We start from the raw sequence: 19746 nt of genomic DNA on the forward strand, positions 1-19746 counted from the left end.
CTGCCGCTGGTGACCGGATACGCGGTCATCCCGATATCGCCGATCAGATCCCTTATTTCGCAGGCTACTTCGGCGCACCGGGCAAGATCCACGTCGTCACCGGGATCGAGGTCGAAGACCATGCGGGTGGCGGGGCCGGGATCGTTGCCGTCGAATCGCCACTGTGGCACATGCGCTTCGATGGCTGCCTGCTGACCGAGCCATGCGAGATCGGCTGCGGTGGAGAACAGTGGGTAGGTGACGACGCGGTCGGAATGCTGCATCGAACGTCGATCAAGCCAGTCGGGGGCAGACGCGGCCAGGTTCTTCTCGAAGAACGACGACTGGTCGACGCCGTTGGGCCAGCGCTTACGGGTCACGGCGCGGCCGACGAGGTGCGGGAGCATGGCGGGTGCGATGGCAACGTAGTACTCGATGATGTTGCCCTTGGTGGTGCCGGTTTCGGGGAACAGCACTTTGTCGAGGTTGGTGACGGAGACCTTCCGACCCTCGATCTCGAGCGTGGCCATCGTCATAGGTTAACGGCCGCCGTCTGAAGATGCGGGGGAGTTGTGACAGGCTCGAATACATGGCGACGATCAGTGTCTCGGTACAGATGCCCGAAAATCCGCAGGGCGCGTGGGACAAAGCTTCCGCGCTCGATCGGTTCGACGAGTGGATGACCATTCACGGTGGGTGGTGCAGCCCGCCGCCGAAGAAGGTCGGCAAGGGCACCGAGGTGGAGTCGTTGGTGAAGGTGAAGGGCTTCAAGAACACGATCAACTGGACCTTCACGGAGTATGACGAGCCGAAGCTGATCGAGATGTCCGGCCGCGGCAAGGGCGGGGTGCGGATCTCGCTGACCGTCCATGTGCGTGAGGCCGAGGGCGGTTCGGAGCTGACACTCGATGCGAAGTTCGGCGGGGGTGTGCTGTTCGGTCCGGTGGGATCGGTGGTGGCGCGGGCACTGGACACCGATGTCAAGAAATCCGTTGCGAACCTGGCGGCGTTGAGCTGACACGTCTCTGCTGAAGTAGCTGCACGACAACCTCTTCCAGCCCCGCATCGATGTTTCGGTGCGGGGCTGGAGACTGCATGGGATGCTCCACTCAAGGCCTCGATCGAGAGGTTCCCCGCGTGCGACCCGTCCGAGTGGAGCAAAAATTGCGGAAGACCCCTACCGCTGCCGAGTCTTTCGCAACCACCACAGTCCCGCGATGGGAAGTATCACCGGGATGAAGACGTAACCGGATCCGAAGTGCGACCACACCGTCGGCTCCGGGAAGTCCTGGGGCTGGATGTAGCTCAGGGTGCCGATGCCGATGACTCCGACGAGTTCGATGATGCAGGACGCCGTCACCACGCGTCGGGATGCCTCGGTTGCTCGGGCCAGTCCTACCGTGGCCACGATGTAGACGACCGCCGCGAAAGCCGACAGCAGATACGCGATCGGGGCGTCGTCGAATCGAGTGGTGAGCTGCACGATCGAGCGTGCTGTCGCCGCGACGGCGAACACGGCGTACACGGCGATGAGGAAGCGCCCGAATCCGGTGCGCGTTGCTTGCTGGAGGTTGTCAGGCATATCCGGCCCAGATCTGGCTCAGGCGCAGCACCATGGCCGCGAGGGTGAGGACGGCAACGAGCAGTACCGCGGTGCCGCCGCGGGAGCGGTCGCCCAGGGACCACCACGTCCCGAGCGGAAGCAGAAACAGCAGTCCGACGAGGTAGGACCCGAACGTGAGTCGGTGTATGTCTCGATCCGAGGTGAACATCATGACGAATCCGATGACGGCCTGCAGCGCGACGACGGCCTCGGTGGCAGCGATGGTCCAGAACAGGGCTCGATCGGACTTGTTCTTCAGCAGGACCGGTCGGTTCATGGCGAGCTTCACGAGCACCCAGATGCCTACGACCAGGGACAACGCGTACAACAAGCCGGTGACGGCGCCGATCATCGAGTTCCTCGTCAAGTTCGGAGTGGATGGGTGGTTCGACCTCCACACTATCCGCGTAACGCCACGTCAACACTGTGAGGCCCTCGAAACACGGCGTTGTTCCGGGTGTGACCAATCGGAAATGGATGGGGCTTGTACTTGTTCCATGGCCGCAGAGGATCTGCTCTCTCGCCGGACATGACCTTTCTTCCCACGGTGGCCACAGGCGTCCACCTCATCCAGCCAGCTCTGCGAACTTCAGGAGACACCCGTGTCAGACATCGACCAGGCCATCGCCGAGAACATCAAGAAGTCGCTCGAAGAGATCCCGCACCCTTCACTCCCCAAGGGCAGCAACATCTACGGCTCCACCAAGATCTTCCCCGACTACAAGGCCGAGAACGGCGAGAGCTACTTCACGCTGGTGCACGGCATCGCGCACGAGTCGTCGGTCTCCTTCGTCGCTGTGCTCCAGGCGACGCGCGCTCTGCGCAAGGGCTTCGAGTCGGCCATGTACTTCTACGGCCCCGGCGCTATCAATTGCCTTGCCACTCGGGGCTTTCCGACGACCGGTGACTCTGGCTTCCCGGGCGAGCAGAACATCAACGATTCGCTCGCGACATTCATCGCCGAGGGCGGCACCGTGTTCTGCTGCCGCTTCGGGCTCGCACTGCACGGTGGCCGCGAAGAGGACCTCATCGAGGGTGTCATCCCGGCCCATCCCCTCGATGTGCAGGACGCGTTGATTCATTACGCGCGCAAGGGTGCCATCATCAATTCGACCTACATGGTCTAGGAGACGGCTATGTCCATCTCTACACGCGTGGATCTGGCGTTGCTCGGTATTCGAGGAGCGACGCCGGTGTCCAGAACTGCCGGTGCCGGCCCGAGTGACGATGGACATGTCCGCATCGATGGTCTGGGCGCAGCCATCCCGCGAAATCCGCTCAGCCCGTATGTCCTCGAAGAGGGTCGAGTGTTGTTCGACGGCAACGACATCGGTCTCGATGTGCAGGCCGTCGACCGTCCGAAGTTCTACGACCTCGCCACCGCCGACGGTATTTCCTACGAGAAGATCGCCAAGCTCCACGGCTCGAGCGTCCTCGCTACGACAGTGGTGCAGACGTGCATCCGCTACGACGCCGATCAACGCTGCCGCTTCTGCTCCATCGAGGCCTCGCTCGAGGCCGGCGACACCATCGCGGTCAAGACCCCGGCGCAGTTGGCCGAGGTAGCCGAGGCGGCGGTGCGACTCGACGGCGTCACACAGATGGTCATGACGACAGGCACTTCGGCCGCGAAGGACCGCGGTGCCCGTCATCTGGCCCGATGCGTGCGCGCCATCAAGGCAGTGGTTCCGCAGCTGCCGATCCAGGTGCAGTGCGAACCTCCCGGCGATCTTCAGACGATCCAAGATCTGTACGACGCCGGAGCCGAATCCATCGGCATCCATATCGAATCTCTCGACGACGACGTTCGACGCCGGTGGATGCCGGGCAAGGCCTCGGTCTCGACGGACGAGTACCGCGCGGCGTGGAAAGAAGCGGTTCGGGTTTTCGGACGAAACCAGGTCTCGACGTACATCCTGGTGGGACTCGGTGAGGATCCCGACGAATTGGTCGCCGGGGCAGCAGAACTGATCGAGATGGGGGTCTACCCCTTCGTGGTTCCGTTCCGGCCGCTGGCCGGAACGTTGGCAGTGGACATCGACCGCGCGACGGCACCGAGCCGAGACGTTCTCGAGAACGTCACCCGACGCGTCGCCAAGGAGCTTCAGGCCGCGGCGATGCTCGGAACCGAACAGAAGGCAGGCTGCGCGGCATGCGGTGCGTGCAGCGTTCTGCAGAACGCGGGAGGCTGACATGTTCGGTGTCGTGGAACTGGGCGACCTCGCCGGATTGTCAGGTACTGCAACCACTGTCGTCGAGCCCGGGTTCATAGTCCAGCCGTGCGGAAGTACAGCGGAGCTCGACGCCTATCGTGCACTCCGGAGAGCGACATTCGTTGCCGAACAGGGCTTGTTCGCCGGCACCGATCACGACGACGTGGACGACGATCCGCGAGCAGTCGTTCTGGTCGCCACCGACCGGGACGGCACTGTTCTCGGCGGAGTACGGCTGGCACCCTGCACCGCAACGGATCTGGGGTGGTGGGCAGGAAGCCGGCTCGTGGTCGCTGCTTCGGCGCGCACCTCCGGCGTCGGGCCTGCCCTCGTTCGGGCTGCCTGCGCTCACGCCGAGAGCAGAGGTGTTCTTCGCTTCGACGCGACCGTACAGAAGAGCAACGAGCAACTGTTCAATCGCCTCGGGTGGATTCGCCGCGGCGACGTCGAGGTGGCCAACACGCCGCACGTGGCGATGTACTGGCCGATCGACCGGATCGAACGGATCGTCTCCTCGACCAAGGCGATGCTCGCCGGGGTACTCGCTCCCCTTCGTGCGCAGCCACTCGGGCTCGGTGCCAAAGGCTTTCGCGGCGACGACGGCGTGCCGGTACCGGGCAGCGACATGATCGCAGCGTGCGATGCCATCATCCCGTCGATGGTCGATCGTGACCCCGAGTGGGCCGGCTGGTGTGCCGCGCTGGTCAATCTGAACGACCTCTCGGCGATGGGAGCAGGAGCCGTCGGCATGCTCGATTCGGTCGGAGCACCTACCCAGAGTCGGCTGACCCGCATCATCCGGGGTCTCGCCAACGCCTCTGCAGCGTGGCAGGTTCCGGTGCTCGGAGGCCACACCCAGGCCGGGGTGCCGTCGTCGCTGTCGGTCACCGCACTCGGCCGGACCTCGCGACCGGTACGGGCGGGGGGCGGAAGCGTCGGCGATCGGTTGACGCTCACCGCAGACATCGAAGGCGAGTGGCGACGCGGATACCATGGTCAGCAATGGGATTCGTCGTCCCGCCGGAACTCGGACGAACTGATGGCAATGGCGACATTCGTGTCCCGTACCGCACCCAAGGCCGCCAAGGACGTCTCGATGGCAGGCCTGGCCGGCACCACCGGAATGCTGGCCGAGGCGAGCGGAACCGGCGCCGTACTCGACGTCGCCTCGATACCGAAACCCGACGCAGCGTCGATGGGCGAATGGATCACGTGTTTTCCAGGGTTCGCGATGATCACCGCGGACCGTCCCGGTGCACCCACTGCACCGTCCGGACCTGCGCTGTCCGCAGTCTGCGGAGAGCTCACCGACATTCCGGGCGTCGCACTGCGATGGCCCGACGGAATTACCACTCGCGCGGTCACGTCCACCGTGACCGGATTGGGAGAAGCATGACTACCCACCCGAAGCCCGTCACCATATCCGTTGCCGCAGCCGAATTCGGGCGCGACATGGAACAGGGCTACGCCACCATCGCCGCGTTGCTCGAGGAAGCGCGCAATCGCGGCAGTCAACTGCTCGTCCTACCCGAGGCGTGCCTGGGCGGCTACCTGCCCAGTCTCGGCGGCGGTGACGAGACCGAGGAATCGCGACAGCGGCGGTTGAAGGCGCTGCCGCCCGCTCTCGAACTCGACGGGCCCGAGATCAGGCGAGTCATCGACATGGCGGGTGACACCGTCGTCACTTTCGGCTTCTGCGAGAAGGACGGCGACACCCGCTACAACGCCGCAGTGACGGTCGACGGCAGCGGAATCCTCGGCTCGTACCGCAAGGTGCACCAGCCGCTGGGTGAAAATCTCTGCTACGACGCGGGAGACAGCTACTCCGCCTTCGACACTCCGATCGGCCGCATGGGGATGCAGATCTGCTACGACAAGGGATTCCCAGAGGCAGCACGGGAACTCGCCCTCGACGGTGCCGAGATCGTTGCGTCCATCTCGGCCTGGCCGACGGCCCGCACCGCCACTGTCGAAAACATGGAAGAGGACCGCTGGAAGCAGCGGTTCGACATCTACGACAGAGCCCGCGCTCTCGAGAATCAGATCATCTGGGTCGCGGCCAATCAGGCAGGTACCTTCGGATCTCTCCGATTCGTCTGCAGCGCAAAGATCGTCGGGCCCGGCGGGGAGATTCTCGCCGGTACGGGCGTCGAACCGGGCTTGGCCACGGCCACCGTCGACGTCGCTGCCCTCATCGGCGCAGCACGTGGCGGCGGCATGTACAACCTTCGTGATCGCCGACCGTCCGTGTACCGGACCATCACGAAGGAGCCGATCCATGCCTGAGATGTCGTTCCTCGTTCGATGGCCCGACGGACGCGAACAGTCCTGCTATTCGCCGTCTCTGGTGATGCACGACTACCTGACGCCCGGCGAGGACTACCCGGTGGCAGAGTTCGTGAAACGGACGTCGGAGGCGTTGACGATCGCCAGCGATCGAGTGCTCGCCAAGTTCGGAATGCGGTGCACCTCGGCCGCGCAGCAGATGGAGGAGATTCACGGTGTCAGTGCCGCGTACGAGGCCGGTGCCGTTCGCGTACTGAGCATGTCGGGAGCTGAATTGCTATGACGGAGAATCACAGTGCAATAGAAAACTACCCCGTGATCGTCATCGGCGGCGGGCAGGCCGGCCTGTCCATCAGCTGGCATCTGACGCAGCGTGGCATCGAACATGTGGTGTTGGAGCGCGAGACGATCGCGCACGAGTGGAAGGACTCCCGCTGGGACAACTTCACCCTCGTGACTCCGAACTGGCAGTGCGCGCTCCCCGGGTACTCCTACGACGGTGACGATCCCGACGGATTCATGCAGCGTGACGAGGTGTACGCCTTCGTACGCCGCTACGCGGAAAGCTTCGATGCACCGGTCCGAGAGCACGTTTCGGTCGATCAGGCACTCCAGTCGGTGGCGGGTGGCTTCGACCTCCAGACTTCCGCCGGCCCCATGCATGCCGATCAGATCGTCGTCGCCGTCGGTGGGTACCACATCCCCACCATCCCGAGGTTCGCCGAGAAGCTTCCCCGTGACATCGTCCAGATCCACTCCTCCGAATACCGCGGGTCACAACAGTTCCCGGACGGCGACGTGCTGGTCGTCGGCACCGGCCAGTCCGGTGCCCAGATTGCCGAGGACCTGCACCTCGACGGCCGCCGCGTCCATCTGGTGGCGGGCACCGCTCCCCGCGTCGCGCGCTTCTATCGCGGCCGCGACTGTGTCGCCTGGTTGCACGACATGGGGGTTTACGATGTCTCCATCGAAGATCAACCCGGCGGCGTCGGCAAACGCGAGAACACGAACCACTACGTCACCGGACGTGACGGTGGTCGAGACATCGACCTGCGCGCATTCGCCACCGAGGGCATGAAACTCTACGGCCGCCTACTGGGAGTCGAGGACGGCGTTCTGCAGTTCGCGCCCACCCTCGAGGCCTCCCTCGACGCTGCGGACCGCGTGGCCGAGAGCATCAAGGACAACATCGACGCCTACATCGAGCGCGAGGGAATCAGCGCGCCGACCGAGGAGCGTTACGTTCCGGTGTGGCGTCCGGAGACCGAGACCACCGAACTCGACCTCGCCGCCGCCGATATCAAGGCCGTCGTCTGGTCCGTCGGCTTCCGTACCGACTATCGCTGGTTGAAGGTCGGCGCGTTCGACGGCGAGGGCCACCCGACGCACAACCGCGGCGTCACCTCGGTGTCCGGCCTGTACTTCCTGGGTCTGCCGTGGCAGCACACCTGGGGTTCGGGACGCTTCGCCTCGGTGGCGAGGGACGCTGCGTTCCTGGCGGACCAGATCGGTCTCGAGATCAGTGCCGCACAACCCCAGAGTCAGATGGTCTGAGCTTCTCGTGGCCCCCATCAAGATCGGCGCGCTGGCAGCGCATTTCGGGAGAGATGTCGACCGAGCGGTACTGAAGATCACCACGATCATCTCCAGTGCGGCCCGAGAAGGCATCGATCTCCTGGTGCTGCCCGACGCGTCCCTCGGGGGCTACATCAACAGCCTGAGCAATCCGGATCCCGCGGAACTACCTCCCACCCTCGATCCCGACGGCCCGGAACTGGCGGCGATCATCGCCGCAGCCGGGAACATGACGATCTGCATCGGGTACACCGAGCTGTCGAAAGGGCTGCGGTACAACGCCGCCGCGTGTCTGACGGGAGACGGCATTCTGGGTAGTCACCGCAAGGTGCACCAGCCGCTCGGGGAGTCGCTCGCCTACGCGGCCGGTGACCATTTCGAGGCGTTCGATACCCCGGTGGGGCGGATGGGGATGTTGATCGACTACGACAAGACGTTCCCGGAGTCGGCGCGGACGTTGGCGCTCGACGGCGCGAGAATCATTGCGGCCCTGTCTGCGTGGCCTGCCAGCGTCACGGATCGAGCGTCTTCTCTTCCGAACGATCGGCAGTCCCGTCTGTTCGATCTGTACGACGCTGCCCGCGCGGCCGAGAATCAGGTGGTGCTGGTCTCGTCCAATCAAACCGGAGTGATGGGTTCGCTGCGCTTTCTCGGGCAGGCGAAGATCGTCGGCCCCGGTGGCGACGTATTGGCTCGGACCTGGTCCAAAGGAGGCCTTGCGGTGCACGAGATCGATGTCGACGCCGAGGTCGACCGAGCGCGCCGGGGGCTGCATCACTTGGCGGAGCGTCGGGTGGATGCGTATCCGAATCTGTTGCAGGAGAAACCGGGTCAGTGAAGATCAGTTTGTCGACCTACTCGTCCAAGCCGCGCGGCGGAGTGGTGCACACACTGGCGCTGGCCGAGGCGCTGGCGCGCGCCGGGCAGGACGTGTCGGTGTGGTCCCTCGGCCGCGGTGGCGACAGTACGTTCTTTCGTGACGTGGACCCCGCCGTCGACATCAGAATGGTCCCGTTCGAGCACCGGGAAGGGGAGAAGGTCGGAGATCGAATTCTGCGGTCGATAGATGTTCTGCGGCAGGCGTTCACACCGGAGGAGTACGACATCGTCCATGCGCAGGACTGCATCTCCGCCAATGCCGTCGGCCGCTGCATCAGGACCATCCATCACCTGGACGAGTTCACCACGCCCGAGCTGGCCGCGTGCCACGAACGCGCGATCACCGCCCCGTACGCGCGCATCTGCGTGTCGGCGGCGGTGGCGAGCGACGTTCGCCGCGGATGGGGATTCGAGCCCACGGTCATCCCCAACGGCGTCGACGCCGAGAGATTCACCGCAGCGGCGCAATCGGACCGATCCCACTGGCGCGAGAAGCTCGGCCGATACGTCGTCGCCGTGGGAGGTATCGAACCGCGCAAAGGCAGCCTGGATCTACTCGACGCCTTCGCCCGGCTGCGGGCGCACGACCTGCGATTGGTCTTCGCCGGCGGCGAGACGCTGTTCGACTATCGCGACTATCGCGCCGAATTCGACCGCCGCGCAGCCGAACTCGGTATCGAACCGGTGATACTCGGTACCGTCGACGACGACGAGCTGCCGCACCTCGTGGCACAGGCTGCTGTGCTGCCGTTCTTCTCGACCAAGGAGGGCTTCGGACTGGCCGCCATGGAAGCACTCGCGGCGTCGACCCCCGTCGTCGCGCGAGATCTGCCGGTACTGCGAGAAGTGTTCGGCAACAGCGTCACCTACGCGTCCTCGGCGCAGACCATGGCAGCCGAGCTCGAACGTGCCGTGCGGGAACCGCGGGATCCGCTACCGGGCCTGACGCTGGCGCACAGCCTCACGTGGGACGAGGCCGCGCGTAAACATCTGGAGTTCTACTCCTCGCTCCGGTGACCGCTGCGCTTGTTGCGCTTGAGTCGATGGGGCTTGAGCTTGTGGAAACCCTTGACCCGTAGTGAGCGAATCGATTTGAGGTAGAACTCGGAGTCGTGACGCAGTTCCTCGGTCATGACGGTGTCGACGAGAGTCGTTCCGGGATTGGCCGAACTGGTCAGACGCGCAGCGATGTTGACCACCGACCCGTACAGGTCACCGTAACGGGCGAGAACCGGCCCCCAGGCCAGCCCGACCCGCAGGTCCGGCATGTCTTCCTGTTCGGCGAACGCGTCCTGCAGGTCGAGGGCGATGTGGGCGGCGTCCTCGGGAGTCTGCGCGCTGAACATCACCTCGTCGCCGACGTTCTTGATCACCGAACCACGCCCGCGCGCAATGATATTGGTGGCGAGTGACTCGAACTCCTCGAGGAGCGTGGTCAGTTCGCCGATGTCGAGTCGACGCGTCAGGCTGGTGTAGCCGACCATGTCCGCGAAGCCGACGGCCATGACGGGGCTGTCGGTGGCGTCGTCGGGAGCGGCGATGGACCGTCCGGCCGCCGCGGCCAAGTGCCGTCGCCAGGTGTACGCCTGGAGCGCTTCGAGGGTGGGGACCGTCTCGGCAGCGATATCCCTGGCGTTGTGCCGGATGGTGTCGATGTCGTTCTGGTCCTCGTCGCTGCTGGTGATGCGCTCGAGGATGTGAGAGTTCACCACGCCCACTTGCCATTCCGCGAGTCTGGACATCGACTGGCCGAGAGTGCGTGCGATCGCCACCTCCATCTCGGGCTTGATGACTTTCTGCTCGGTGAGCCCGGTGATCAACTTCAGTGCCTCGAGGTCCGCATCGGTGTAGACGACGGCCTCGGTATCGGTGTGGATGGGAAAGCCCATGCCGATCCACAGCGCGATGACCCGTTCGAGCGGCAACCCCGACCTGTCGACGATGTCGGACCGGGTGTACTTCGGAGTGCCCCCCAGAAGATTGCGTTCGATCTCCGCTTGCACCACCGAGTTGATCTGGTTCTCAGGCATATCCCAACGTTCTGTCGAAATAGGAACGGACATCGTCCACGTACGCGTCGATCTTGTCGGGCTCCCAGTCCGTGGTGGGAATGGGCTCGCCGATGGTGACCTTGACGGTACCGGAATGGACGGTGAAATCCTTTTTCCACATCACGTCACCCGCGTTGTGGATGACGATGGGAACGATGGGCACTCCGGCCTGCATCGCCAGGTGGAAGCCGCCCTTCTTGAATCGGCCGAGACGCGACGTCGGCATCCGCGTGCCCTCGGGCGCGATGGCGACGGAAATGCCACTGTGCAATTTCTCTATGGCCGGGCGCATCGCCTCGCGCGCCTGAGAGGGATCACCACGATCGACGTAGGCGACGTCGAAAATTCTGCCCAGCAGTGCGAATCGTGGGTCGCGTTCGAGTTCTCGTTTGGCGACCGCGGTGATGTCGCGTCGAAGAATGGAGGTGACGATGATCGAGTCGGCAGTGCTCTGATGGTTGAACATGAACACGGCAGGTCGCGCCGACCACGCGTTCTCGGTGCCGGTCACGTCGAGCTTGACTCCGGCAATGGTCAGAGCGATGTCCGGCGCAATGGTGCTGGTGATGTTCGCTCCGTTGCGCCTGCTGCGCGTCAGTAACCCGAGGCCGAGGCCGATCGATGCGCTGGCCAGCACCGACCCCAGAGCTGCGGTGCTGCGCACGGCCGAGGTCAGATCGGTGCCGCGCTTGGGGCTCTCCAACGTGAGCGACGGCCACTTCTTCTTGGCGGCGTAGCGCTGCAGTTCGGGATCCGGGTTGAGGGCGATGGGACGGCCGACGGCCTCGAGCAGTGGAATGTCCTCACCGCCGTTGGAGTAGGCGAAGCAGCCGGCGAGAGCGATTCCCTCACGTTCGGCGTAGTCGATCGCGGCCTTGGCCTTACGTGGGCCCCACAGCGAATCGCCGACCAGCTCCCCGGTCAGGATGCCGTCGGTGACCACCGGGGTGGTGCACAGCAGTGTCTCGAACATCATGTCCTGCTGTACGGGCAGCGCCTGGTACGGCGTGGCCGAGGTGGCCATCACCAGTCGATGACCGGCGTGGCGGTGTGCTTCGACAAGGATGCGGGCCTGTGGGTAGATCATCGGCGCGATCTCGTTGCGGAACAGCGTGTCTGCCTGTTCCATCAGATCGTCTTCCCGACGGCCCTCCAGGCCCCGGACGGCCTTGCCCATCAGGTTGTCGACCGGGGAGTTGCGCATCCGCATCTCGACGACGGCACTCGATATCTCCCACAGTTCCTTGACCGTCACGTCGAGAGTCTTGAGTCGTTCGAGAAATACTGCACGGGCCGAGAATCCGTTGATCAGCGTGCCGTCCAGATCGAAGAACGCAACGGTGTCCCGGCCGGGTGGAGCGGCGGCGATCGCAATCAGTCGATCGTCGAACTCGGTCATGAATTGTTCTCCTCGGGGGCCGAGATCGGTTCTACCTCGCGCAGCATGCGGTGGGCCATGTCGCGGATCGTACGCACCTTGCGTGCCCACTCGTCGATCTCGAGCGCGAAGTCCCGCCTGCGGCGCGCGATACCGTCGGACGCGGAATCGACCAGATCGCGATTCTCGGCCAATTGCAATGCTGTATCGAACAATTCGCCGGAGATCGACTCGCTGTGATCGAGCTGCTGACGAAGTCGTCTGGCTTGAGCTGCACCGAGGCATTCCGTGATGAACTTCGCCTTGTCGAACTCACCGCTCTGCGGCAGCAACATCAGCTGATCGGCAACCACCTGGTACGCCTCGAAGATCGGCTGCAACACGCGGTGCGCCAGATGCAGATCCTGCGACTGCAGTTGTCGCGCAGCATAATCTGGATCGCTGATGTTGGCGCGCCAGTCCGGGTCGATGAGATCGACCTCGGATTCGAGCCGCTCGCCGAAGTCCTTCTTGTCGCCGAAGAAGAACTCGAACTTGAGCAGATCGCGTAACTGCAGTGCCGACTGCCACAGCGACTCCTGGGTCAGTGGCGTCGAATCGCCGCTGGTCGGCAGCACGACCAACTCGCCGATGGCGCGCATGACGAAGAAGTGGATTGCGTTGTTGCGGAAGAACGCTGCGACCAGATGCTTGTCCTGAGCCAGGTAGAACAGGGGCTCGGGACCGTCGTCGAAACGCTTGACGACGTTGGCGTTGACCTGTGCGATGACGGCCGAGCGCACGACGTCGACGTCGGCGATGTCCACGCCGCCCGCGGTGGGCAGGTTGCGGCGCTTGATGTAGCGGGCGAGCGGGGCGATGATGGCCCACATCTCGTTGACGTTGAGGGCGCGATCCTCGATGCCGAGCAGGGCCATGGTGACCAGCGCCGCGGGCGTCACCGGAGTCGCGTCGTTGATCGCATGGGAGACACCGAGCGCGATCTTCTGCACCGCCACTCGCTTGTCGGAGTTCTCGGCGACGATCGACGCCACCGACATCGGCTCGCCGAAGTTCAGGTACACGTTGCCGCGCAACGTGCCCTGCGCGCGGATGTACCCGATGGCCATCCGAATGCCCTCGGCCTGCTTCTTCGCGCCGTGCGATTCCTCGGCCATCGCACCGACCTCGTGCAGCCGGTCGTAGGTGATGGACGTCGGAACCAGGTACACGTCTTCCGCATCGCTGGTCTCGAGTGCGTCCACCAGATATGTCAGCAGGCCGAACCGCGGCGGGCGGAGCTTCCCGGTGCGGCTACGGCCGCCCTCGATGTACCACTCGAGGTTGAACCGCTTGCTCAGCAGGAAGCTCATGTACTGACGCAGCGTCCACTTGTAGATCGCGTCGGAGAACTTGCGCTGGATGAGCACGACGCCACTGCGTTTGGCGATCGGGCCCAGCGGCCAGAAGCCGACGTTGATGCCGCCCATGACGTGGTTGAGCGGCAGGCCTTCGGCCAGCAGGGCAGGACGCAGTACGAGCGGGTCGAGATAGGAACGGTGGTTGGGCAGGAACACCAGCGGATAGTTCTTGTTGAGTTCGCGTACCTTCTGCAACTGATCACGGTCCACGTCGACCTTGTACGCCCGGGAGAAGTACGCCCCGAGGGTTCCCCACATCTCGACCGCGCGGCGGGTCTCGGTTGCGACCATCTCACCGAGGATCTCCTGGACGCGGGTGTCGACGGCGTCGCGATCCTGGCCGACCTCCTCGGCGAGTTCGGTGATTCCGTCCCGGAACTTCTTCTGTTCCGTCATGTCCTCGACGACGAATCGCGGGATCTTGTACTCGGAGCCGATGACGCCGCGCTCGGCCTTGTCCAGCGCCAGACTGGCCTGACGAAGAATGAACGACGACAGGGACGTGCCGCCGCCGCGCTCGAACCGATCCTGCAGATCACTGAGAGTCGCGGGCTCGCCGACCAACACCGCGGAGTGGTCCGGGTCGTCGCCTGCCACCCATCGCTGCCACACCTGCGTTGGCTTGGACCGACCACGGGGCGCGAAGATTCGGTGCAGAATGCCGCTCTTGCGATCGGACAGAGTCACCCGCAGCGGGATCAGCAGCGGATCGTCGGCGTAGCCGCGAACACTGTCCGAGAGTGACGTTTTCGCCTCACCGGAGAGCACCACCGAGGGTGGTCGCGGTTCGCCGTCCGGCGTGGTGGCGTCGATCCACTGATTCAGAGCCTGAACCTCGAGGGTGGATTTGGCGTCGAGCAAATACACGTGCGGACCGTCGCTGAGCGACTGTTCGTCCGCGTCGAGGTGGTACATCGAGACTCCTGTTCCGTACCTTCGCAAGGAGGCACGCCGCCAGGCTACGCGGCAGAAACCGTGTGCGAGGGCGGTTCGGTGAGGTGGTTCCGGGACACCGATCTCGCCCGGGAGTCGCGCGGCTACTCGCCGGTACCCTGGTGGGGCCGATGGCACCTCTGAGTGCGCGCGCGGTGCGCCGGGCGGCTGTCGTATACAGTGAGAGACATCGGCCTTCTCGGCCAACCAATTCTAAGTGTTAATCCAAGTTACAGTTACTTGTGGTTACAGTTACTTGGATTAACGGATAACCTCCTCTCGATACGCCGATCCGACGCGCCCTGTGCTGCCCCGGCCGCATCTCACCTGCAAGTGTGCGACAGTATTCGCAAACACTTTCGAGAAAGGCCGGTAGTCGATGCCACCCCGTGGGCGCGCCGTGAACGATTCGTTGACTCCCGAGAATCTGACGGCTCTGGCCGCGGCGCTCGCCGAGGGGCGTCGGGCCACCGTCTATCTTCGTGAACCCAACCCGAGTCTGGGCCTGCCCGAGGGGACGTCGGCGAAGGTCGTGTCGATCGACGGCACCACGGTCACCATCAGCCCGAAGGGTGTCAACGACGAATTGCCCTACGAGGCAGAGGAACTGCGCATCACTCGCAACGCAGCAACTCCGCCTGCGCCGGCCAAGCGCGTGCCCGCGAAGAAGGTGGCACCGCCTCAGGCGACGCCGGCAAGGAGCGCCGAGCCGTTGCAGCCCAAACCCGTAGCGGTTCGGCCCGACGCGGAGCCGGCACAGCCCAAGACGGTGGCGGAACGCCCCAAGGCCGTGCAACCGCCGAGTCCGGCTCCCCGTCGAGCCAAGAAGGCACCGGGCGGCGTCAGCGTCACCATTCATGCGGGGGCCGACAACGATTGGTCCGTCACGGTCACCCAGGGGGCGAAGCGGCCCACCAAATCGCAACCGGTGAGCCCCGAGTCGGTGAGCCGCGCTGTTCGGGAGTTGGGCGACCCCACTGCACGCGACGCAGTCGAGGCAGTCATCTCCCACGCGCGCGAGGAAGCCGCCCGACGCGTTGCAGAACTGAGCCGTCAACTCGAGGAGGCGCGCACGACGCTTGCCGCCCTCGAGCAGGACGTATGAACGACTCGCTCGTGTTCGTACACCTGTTGTTGCTAGGGTTCTGCCGACACCGCTGAGAGGGAGTACATGTTCAAGAAATTCATGCTCGTCGTCGTGGGGGCGGCTGCAATCGTAGCCAGCGTCGGCGTGGGGTCCGCATCCGCGGCCACTCCAGCTGCTCTCGGCGGCGGCTCGGGAATCATCGTCGGAGGCGCGGCCGAGTGCACGCTGACGACGATCGGTAACGACCGCAACGGAAACCTGGTCGGCTTCACCGCCGGTCACTGTGGCCAAGCGGGCGCCTCCATCGTCCCCGAGTACGACACCTCCCTCGGTGAGGTCGGCCGCATCGCGTTCTCCAACCCGGAATACGACTACGCCCTCATCGAATTCCAGCGTGACAAGGTCGCACCGATCAACCGCGTCGGCAACGTGACCATCTCGCAGGTCGGTCCGCCGACGGCGTTCCCGAACATCGTCTGCAAGGAAGGCCGTACCACCGGCAACACCTGCGGACTCGCGTACGGCGACGTCCTGCAGTCGCAGGAGACCTGGGCGCAGCTGTGTGTCGTCGAAGGTGACTCGGGCAGCCCGGTCGTCGTCGGCAACACCCTCGTCGGCATGGTCAATGCCTACCTCGGCGTGGCGTGCTTCGGACCCGAGGTCGGCACCAACTTCGACGCGATACTCCGCAACGTCGATCAGGGCAACGGACTCGGCGCAGGATTCGTCCCGGCTCCCTAGATCCACCCGTTTTCGGCCGAAGGCCCCGTTCGCACAACACACTGCGACGGGGCCTTCGTCGTGCGTGGGGTCGGTACTGCTCTCAGCGGGCGCGGGCGGACGACCGAACATCTGCGACTATGCGTTCCGCGTCGTCCGGCGCGATTCCCAGCAGCACCAGGCTCGACGTCGTCGCCGCTCCGGCCGGATCGCCGATCAATCCGGCGTTGGTGGCGTCGAGGATCGACAGCGCAATGGCCTCGATATTGAGAATCAGCACTTCGGCGGCGAGGTACGAGGAGAACACACCCTCGCGCTGTCCCCGTCGGATGACCGCGGCGGCCGACTCGCGCATCGGAGTCAGTAGATCGTGAATGCTGTTGTGTCCCAGATCGGACCGTGCGACCGCGAGTAACAGCCGGTACTGATCTCCGACGCGTGCCAGGGCCAGTGTCTGCCGAACGAACACCGTCACCGCCGATTCGTCTGCGGCAGGAACGCGGTTGAGCGCAGCCGAAATTCGTTCCGCTGCTTCCACGGCGATACCGTCGATCAACGCTTCGCGAGAGGCGAAGTGGGCGTACACGGTTCGCCGGACCACTCCCGCAGCGGCGGCGACGTCGTTGATCGTCGCATCGGGATTGTCCGCCAGTACCCCCTGTGCAACGTGCAGAATTCGCGCTCGATTGGATCGGGCGTCACGTCGTTGCACAGGCGGCGCAGCTGCGTCCCGTGCAATCGAACTCGACTCCGTCGTCTTACGCACAGGACAACATCTAGCACGATCGCGGGCGGGGAGTGTGGTTGCCGCCACAAAAGATTGCCGATCCTAGTCGACGCTTCCTAAGCTGCACAGCACTGTGCAAGGTGTGTCTCGCACTTTGCCAACGGGGGGGAACACACGATGACACTGCTTGCGATGACGCCTGTCCAAGATATGCACAAACCGTACCCACGACGCTGGTCGGCGCTGGTGGTGTTGTGCCTGAGCCTGCTGATCGTGGTCATGGCCAATACGTCCCTGTTGGTCGCCGCACCGTCGATGACACTCGATCTGAGTCTGACGAGCAGCGACCTGCAATGGGTGATCGACGGCTACACCGTCCCCTACGCGTCGTTGATGTTGCTGTGCGGGGTGATCGGAGATCGCTACAGCCGCCGCGGCGCTCTGATTCTCGGCCTGATCATCTTCGTCGCCGGATCTGTGGCCGGGGCACTCACCGATGCCACCCTCGGGGTGATCCTGGCCCGCATCGTCATGGGTGTCGCCGCAGCCATCGTCATGCCCGCCACACTGTCGCTGTTGGTCGCCACCTTCCCCAAGCGGGAGCGCGCCACCGCTGTCACCGTGTGGGCGGCAACCTCGGGACTCGCGATCGCGGCCGGGCCGCTGTTGGCGGGCTGGCTTCTCGAGAGCTTCACCTGGCACTCGACGTTCCTGATCAATGTTCCGATCGCGCTGGCCGCCATCGTCGGTGCCGTCGTGCTGGTCCCGCCGTCACGGGCCGTCGACCCGGGTGCGATCGACTGGATCGGTGGACTGCTGTCGGTGCTGGCCGTGTCGACCATCGTGTACGCCATCATCGAGGGCATGCACTTCGGCTGGACCGTCGGGCCGCTGTACTTCGCGCTCGTCGGGTTGCTGTCGGTCGTCGGCTTCGTGGGATGGGAACTGCGGCATCCCAATCCGTTGCTCGACGTCCGGATGTTCTCTTCCCGCATCCTCAGCGGGGCCACCCTCGCGGTGCTGATCTTCTTCCTCGTCACCTTCGGCGCCATCTACTTCGTCGCCCAGTATCTCCAGTTCGCTCTCGGCTACGGTCCGGTGTCCACCGGCGTTCACCTCTTGCCGTTGGCCGGTGCGGTCTTCGTCGGATCCGGAATCACGATGTGGCTCACACCGAAGCTGGGACCGCGCGTCACCGTCACCGCAGGCATGATCGTGGGAACGCTGTCGGTCATCTCGCTCATTGGGATCGACTCGACCGCAACGTATTCCGACTTCCTTCCGGTGCTGACGCTGCTCGGTCTGGCAATCGGACTGTCCGTCTCGCCCTGCACCGACTCCATCATGGGCGAGTTCCCGGACAGCAAGCTCGGAGTGGGCGGCGGCCTCAACGACACCGCCCTCGAACTCGGCGGATCGCTCGGTATCGCTGTGCTCGGATCGGTGCTCGCCGCGTCCTACCGCCAGGGCATCGAAGGATTCCTGCAGACCTTCCCCGGCAAGCAACCGAACGGCCAGTACACCGGGCAGGCGGCGGAAGGGCTTGCAGCATCGCAGGATTCGTTGGCCGGTGCGGTGATCGTCTCCGACGTCATCCGTGACCAGAACGCATTTCTCAGTGGATTCGCCGACAATCTGGAGGCCAATGCCGTCGCGGCGTTCGGTGACGCAGTGGTGCACACGAGTGTTGTTGCCGCCGTCGTGTTCGGCGTCGGCACGGTGATCGTCGCGCTGCTCATTCCGTCCAAGAATGCGACTGCGGCGACGTCGTCGGAGAAGATCGAGTTCGAGCCGATCGTGCCCTTCGTCGCGCCGCCGGCAAAGGACCCGGTAGCCGATCGTGAGGTTGCAGAGCTCGAGCAACTACTGGAGCGGCCGTCGGCGAAGCCCCAGAATTCCGGCGCACGGCACGCGTTGCGAACCGCGGAGGAGACCGCACCGACACCTGCGCGCACCGTGGCCGAGCCGGCTCTGGTGGACGCCGAGCTCGAGCGTCCCAGCATCTATCAGCTGGCCTCGAAGGTGTACGAATTCGACGCCTCCGTCGCCCGACAGGCCACGGTGGACAGCAAGTCCGGCGACCGCGTGACGATCCACCAGCTCGCCCTGTCCAACCTGGCGCGCACCCGACGCGTCGAGGCCGAGGAAGCCCTCGACGCAGCCCTCGAACTCAGCGACCTGCCGGTTGCGCCCACACCGCAGCCGCCCGAACCCACCGAGCCGCTGCAGACCTTCTACCAGCGGGCCAGTAAACAACACGCCAACTGCACGGCATTCAAGGAACGCTCGAGCTCCATGTGGGCAATGCCGCTGTAGTCGCAACCCGCCCGCCTCTTGCTCGCCCGCCGCCCGCTCACCCAATCCCGCCCGCTCACCCCACTGGGATCAATGCGCCTTTGTTGCACTCTGACTGACTGAAATCCACATTGATCCGAACCTGGGGCGGGCGGCACGGGGGGGCGGGCGGCACGGGGGCGGGGGCAGGGGGCGGGCGGAAAGGGGACGGCTAGATCAGCACCGCACCGTTCGAGGCCGATCCGACCAGCTTGGAGTATTTGGCCAGCACTCCGCGGGTGTAGCGCGGCGGGAGTGGTGCCCAGCCCTGTGCGCGGGAGTCCATTTCGGCTGCGTCGACGAGCAGGTCGAGGGTGCCCTTGCCCACGTCGAGTCGGATCTGGTCACCGTCGCGGACGAAGGCGATGGGTCCGCCGTCGACTGCCTCGGGTGCCACGTGTCCGACGCAGAGGCCGGTGGTGCCGCCGGAGAATCGGCCGTCGGTGAGCAGCAGGACGTCCTTGCCGAGTCCCGCACCCTTGATGGCTCCGGTGATTGCGAGCATCTCGCGCATTCCCGGCCCGCCCTTGGGTCCTTCGTAGCGGATGACCACGACGTCGCCTGCTGCGATGGTGCCGTCT

The 19746-nt window shown here is 64.7% G+C and carries 19 protein-coding genes and 1 pseudogene; 12 read left to right on the plus strand and 8 right to left on the minus strand.

The window, feature by feature from the left end; translation table 11 throughout:
* A partial coding sequence (gene ligD / locus A2J02_RS07365) for a non-homologous end-joining DNA ligase LigD (RefSeq protein ID WP_442971457.1) occupies positions 1 to 509 on the minus strand: 509 nt, incomplete at its 3' end.
* A gap of 59 nt (positions 510 to 568) precedes the next feature.
* On the opposite strand from ligD, the gene A2J02_RS07370 reads away from it, so the two are divergent.
* A complete protein-coding gene (locus A2J02_RS07370; RefSeq protein ID WP_032396781.1) occupies positions 569 to 997 on the plus strand; it encodes a type II toxin-antitoxin system Rv0910 family toxin in 429 nt (142 codons plus the stop codon).
* 159 nt (positions 998 to 1156) lie between these two features.
* On the opposite strand, the gene A2J02_RS07375 is transcribed toward A2J02_RS07370, so the two are convergent.
* A complete protein-coding gene (locus A2J02_RS07375; protein ID WP_068048680.1) occupies positions 1157 to 1561 on the minus strand; it encodes a hypothetical protein in 405 nt (134 codons plus the stop codon).
* On the minus strand, positions 1554 to 1934 hold the full coding sequence (locus A2J02_RS07380) for a hypothetical protein (protein ID WP_068048682.1): 381 nt from the start codon (positions 1932 to 1934) through the stop codon (positions 1554 to 1556). The genes A2J02_RS07375 and A2J02_RS07380 overlap by 8 nt, the downstream gene beginning before the upstream one ends.
* Before the next feature lie 250 nt (positions 1935 to 2184).
* Here A2J02_RS07380 and A2J02_RS07385 point away from each other — a divergent pair, with 250 nt between their 5' ends.
* The 8 genes from A2J02_RS07385 to A2J02_RS07420 are packed head-to-tail and all read left to right on the plus strand — an operon-like array spanning position 2185 to position 9552.
* Positions 2185 to 2709, plus strand: a complete 525-nt coding sequence (locus A2J02_RS07385; protein WP_068048684.1) for an MSMEG_0572/Sll0783 family nitrogen starvation response protein — start codon at positions 2185 to 2187, stop codon at positions 2707 to 2709.
* A gap of 9 nt (positions 2710 to 2718) precedes the next feature.
* Complete coding sequence (locus A2J02_RS07390) at positions 2719 to 3774, plus strand: MSMEG_0568 family radical SAM protein (RefSeq protein WP_068048686.1); 1056 nt, start codon at positions 2719 to 2721, stop codon at positions 3772 to 3774.
* Position 3775: 1 nt separating this feature from the next.
* Positions 3776 to 5191 (plus strand): MSMEG_0567/sll0787 family protein, encoded by a 1416-nt coding sequence (locus A2J02_RS07395; RefSeq protein WP_068048720.1) that lies wholly within the window; start codon positions 3776 to 3778, stop codon positions 5189 to 5191.
* Positions 5188 to 6081 (plus strand): carbon-nitrogen hydrolase family protein, encoded by an 894-nt coding sequence (locus A2J02_RS07400; protein WP_068048689.1) that lies wholly within the window; start codon positions 5188 to 5190, stop codon positions 6079 to 6081. Before A2J02_RS07395 ends, A2J02_RS07400 begins: the two co-directional genes overlap by 4 nt.
* A complete protein-coding gene (locus A2J02_RS07405) occupies positions 6074 to 6364 on the plus strand; it encodes an MSMEG_0570 family nitrogen starvation response protein (RefSeq protein ID WP_068048690.1) in 291 nt (96 codons plus the stop codon). The genes A2J02_RS07400 and A2J02_RS07405 overlap by 8 nt, the downstream gene beginning before the upstream one ends.
* Entirely contained in the window at positions 6361 to 7635 is a 1275-nt protein-coding gene (locus A2J02_RS07410; RefSeq protein ID WP_068048691.1) for an MSMEG_0569 family flavin-dependent oxidoreductase, read from the plus strand. The genes A2J02_RS07405 and A2J02_RS07410 overlap by 4 nt, the downstream gene beginning before the upstream one ends.
* A gap of 7 nt (positions 7636 to 7642) precedes the next feature.
* Positions 7643 to 8494: a carbon-nitrogen hydrolase family protein gene (locus A2J02_RS07415; RefSeq protein WP_037194809.1), complete on the plus strand. Its 852-nt coding sequence runs from the start codon at positions 7643 to 7645 to the stop codon at positions 8492 to 8494.
* Positions 8491 to 9552, plus strand: coding sequence for an MSMEG_0565 family glycosyltransferase (locus A2J02_RS07420; RefSeq protein WP_068048692.1), 1062 nt, complete (start codon positions 8491 to 8493; stop codon positions 9550 to 9552). Before A2J02_RS07415 ends, A2J02_RS07420 begins: the two co-directional genes overlap by 4 nt.
* Here A2J02_RS07420 and A2J02_RS07425 read toward each other — a convergent pair.
* Genes A2J02_RS07425 through A2J02_RS07435 form a run of 3 tightly spaced genes read right to left on the minus strand, consistent with a single transcriptional unit; the run spans position 9534 to position 14279 of the window.
* Complete coding sequence (locus A2J02_RS07425) at positions 9534 to 10565, minus strand: adenylate/guanylate cyclase domain-containing protein (RefSeq protein WP_068048696.1); 1032 nt, start codon at positions 10563 to 10565, stop codon at positions 9534 to 9536. The genes A2J02_RS07420 and A2J02_RS07425 overlap by 19 nt on opposite strands.
* The gene (locus A2J02_RS07430; protein WP_068048699.1) at positions 10558 to 11985 is read right to left on the minus strand and encodes an HAD-IB family hydrolase; all 1428 of its coding nucleotides are present in this window, start codon (positions 11983 to 11985) and stop codon (positions 10558 to 10560) included. The genes A2J02_RS07425 and A2J02_RS07430 overlap by 8 nt, the downstream gene beginning before the upstream one ends.
* Entirely contained in the window at positions 11982 to 14279 is a 2298-nt protein-coding gene (locus tag A2J02_RS07435; protein WP_068048705.1) for a glycerol-3-phosphate 1-O-acyltransferase, read from the minus strand. The genes A2J02_RS07430 and A2J02_RS07435 overlap by 4 nt, the downstream gene beginning before the upstream one ends.
* A gap of 397 nt (positions 14280 to 14676) precedes the next feature.
* On the opposite strand from A2J02_RS07435, the gene A2J02_RS07440 reads away from it, so the two are divergent.
* Together A2J02_RS07440 and A2J02_RS07445 are read left to right on the plus strand one after the other, a co-directional pair.
* A complete protein-coding gene (locus A2J02_RS07440) occupies positions 14677 to 15402 on the plus strand; it encodes a DUF6319 family protein (protein WP_068048706.1) in 726 nt (241 codons plus the stop codon).
* A gap of 66 nt (positions 15403 to 15468) precedes the next feature.
* Positions 15469 to 16125, plus strand: coding sequence for a hypothetical protein (locus A2J02_RS07445; protein ID WP_037194795.1), 657 nt, complete (start codon positions 15469 to 15471; stop codon positions 16123 to 16125).
* Between the two features lie 82 nt (positions 16126 to 16207).
* On the opposite strand, the gene A2J02_RS07450 is transcribed toward A2J02_RS07445, so the two are convergent.
* On the minus strand, positions 16208 to 16870 hold the full coding sequence (locus tag A2J02_RS07450; protein WP_179272037.1) for a TetR/AcrR family transcriptional regulator: 663 nt from the start codon (positions 16868 to 16870) through the stop codon (positions 16208 to 16210).
* A 138-nt stretch (positions 16871 to 17008) separates the two neighbouring features.
* Here A2J02_RS07450 and A2J02_RS07455 point away from each other — a divergent pair, with 138 nt between their 5' ends.
* Positions 17009 to 19147: an MFS transporter gene (locus A2J02_RS07455; RefSeq protein ID WP_082898689.1), complete on the plus strand. Its 2139-nt coding sequence runs from the start codon at positions 17009 to 17011 to the stop codon at positions 19145 to 19147.
* A gap of 190 nt (positions 19148 to 19337) precedes the next feature.
* Here the strand turns inward: A2J02_RS07455 and A2J02_RS07460 are convergent.
* Positions 19338 to 19746 (minus strand): annotated as a pseudogene (locus tag A2J02_RS07460) (dihydroxy-acid dehydratase domain-containing protein); the annotation flags it as partial.

It is taken from the genome of Rhodococcus sp. EPR-147, from assembly GCF_001647185.1.
In the GTDB taxonomy this organism is placed as follows: domain Bacteria; phylum Actinomycetota; class Actinomycetes; order Mycobacteriales; family Mycobacteriaceae; genus Rhodococcoides.

Coding starts and splice junctions, on each gene's coding strand:
- A2J02_RS07405 (WP_068048690.1), top strand. CDS start 6,074: ATGCCTGAGATGTCGTTCCTCGTTCGATGGCCCGACGGACGCGAACAG.
- A2J02_RS07380 (WP_068048682.1), bottom strand. CDS start 1,934: ATGATCGGCGCCGTCACCGGCTTGTTGTACGCGTTGTCCCTGGTCGTA.
- A2J02_RS07400 (WP_068048689.1), top strand. CDS start 5,188: ATGACTACCCACCCGAAGCCCGTCACCATATCCGTTGCCGCAGCCGAA.
- A2J02_RS07390 (WP_068048686.1), top strand. CDS start 2,719: ATGTCCATCTCTACACGCGTGGATCTGGCGTTGCTCGGTATTCGAGGA.
- A2J02_RS07455 (WP_082898689.1), top strand. CDS start 17,009: ATGACACTGCTTGCGATGACGCCTGTCCAAGATATGCACAAACCGTAC.
- A2J02_RS07440 (WP_068048706.1), top strand. CDS start 14,677: ATGCCACCCCGTGGGCGCGCCGTGAACGATTCGTTGACTCCCGAGAAT.
- A2J02_RS07445 (WP_037194795.1), top strand. CDS start 15,469: ATGTTCAAGAAATTCATGCTCGTCGTCGTGGGGGCGGCTGCAATCGTA.
- A2J02_RS07370 (WP_032396781.1), top strand. CDS start 569: ATGGCGACGATCAGTGTCTCGGTACAGATGCCCGAAAATCCGCAGGGC.
- A2J02_RS07425 (WP_068048696.1), bottom strand. CDS start 10,565: ATGCCTGAGAACCAGATCAACTCGGTGGTGCAAGCGGAGATCGAACGC.
- A2J02_RS07435 (WP_068048705.1), bottom strand. CDS start 14,279: ATGTACCACCTCGACGCGGACGAACAGTCGCTCAGCGACGGTCCGCAC.
- A2J02_RS07395 (WP_068048720.1), top strand. CDS start 3,776: ATGTTCGGTGTCGTGGAACTGGGCGACCTCGCCGGATTGTCAGGTACT.
- A2J02_RS07430 (WP_068048699.1), bottom strand. CDS start 11,985: ATGACCGAGTTCGACGATCGACTGATTGCGATCGCCGCCGCTCCACCC.
- A2J02_RS07375 (WP_068048680.1), bottom strand. CDS start 1,561: ATGCCTGACAACCTCCAGCAAGCAACGCGCACCGGATTCGGGCGCTTC.
- A2J02_RS07410 (WP_068048691.1), top strand. CDS start 6,361: ATGACGGAGAATCACAGTGCAATAGAAAACTACCCCGTGATCGTCATC.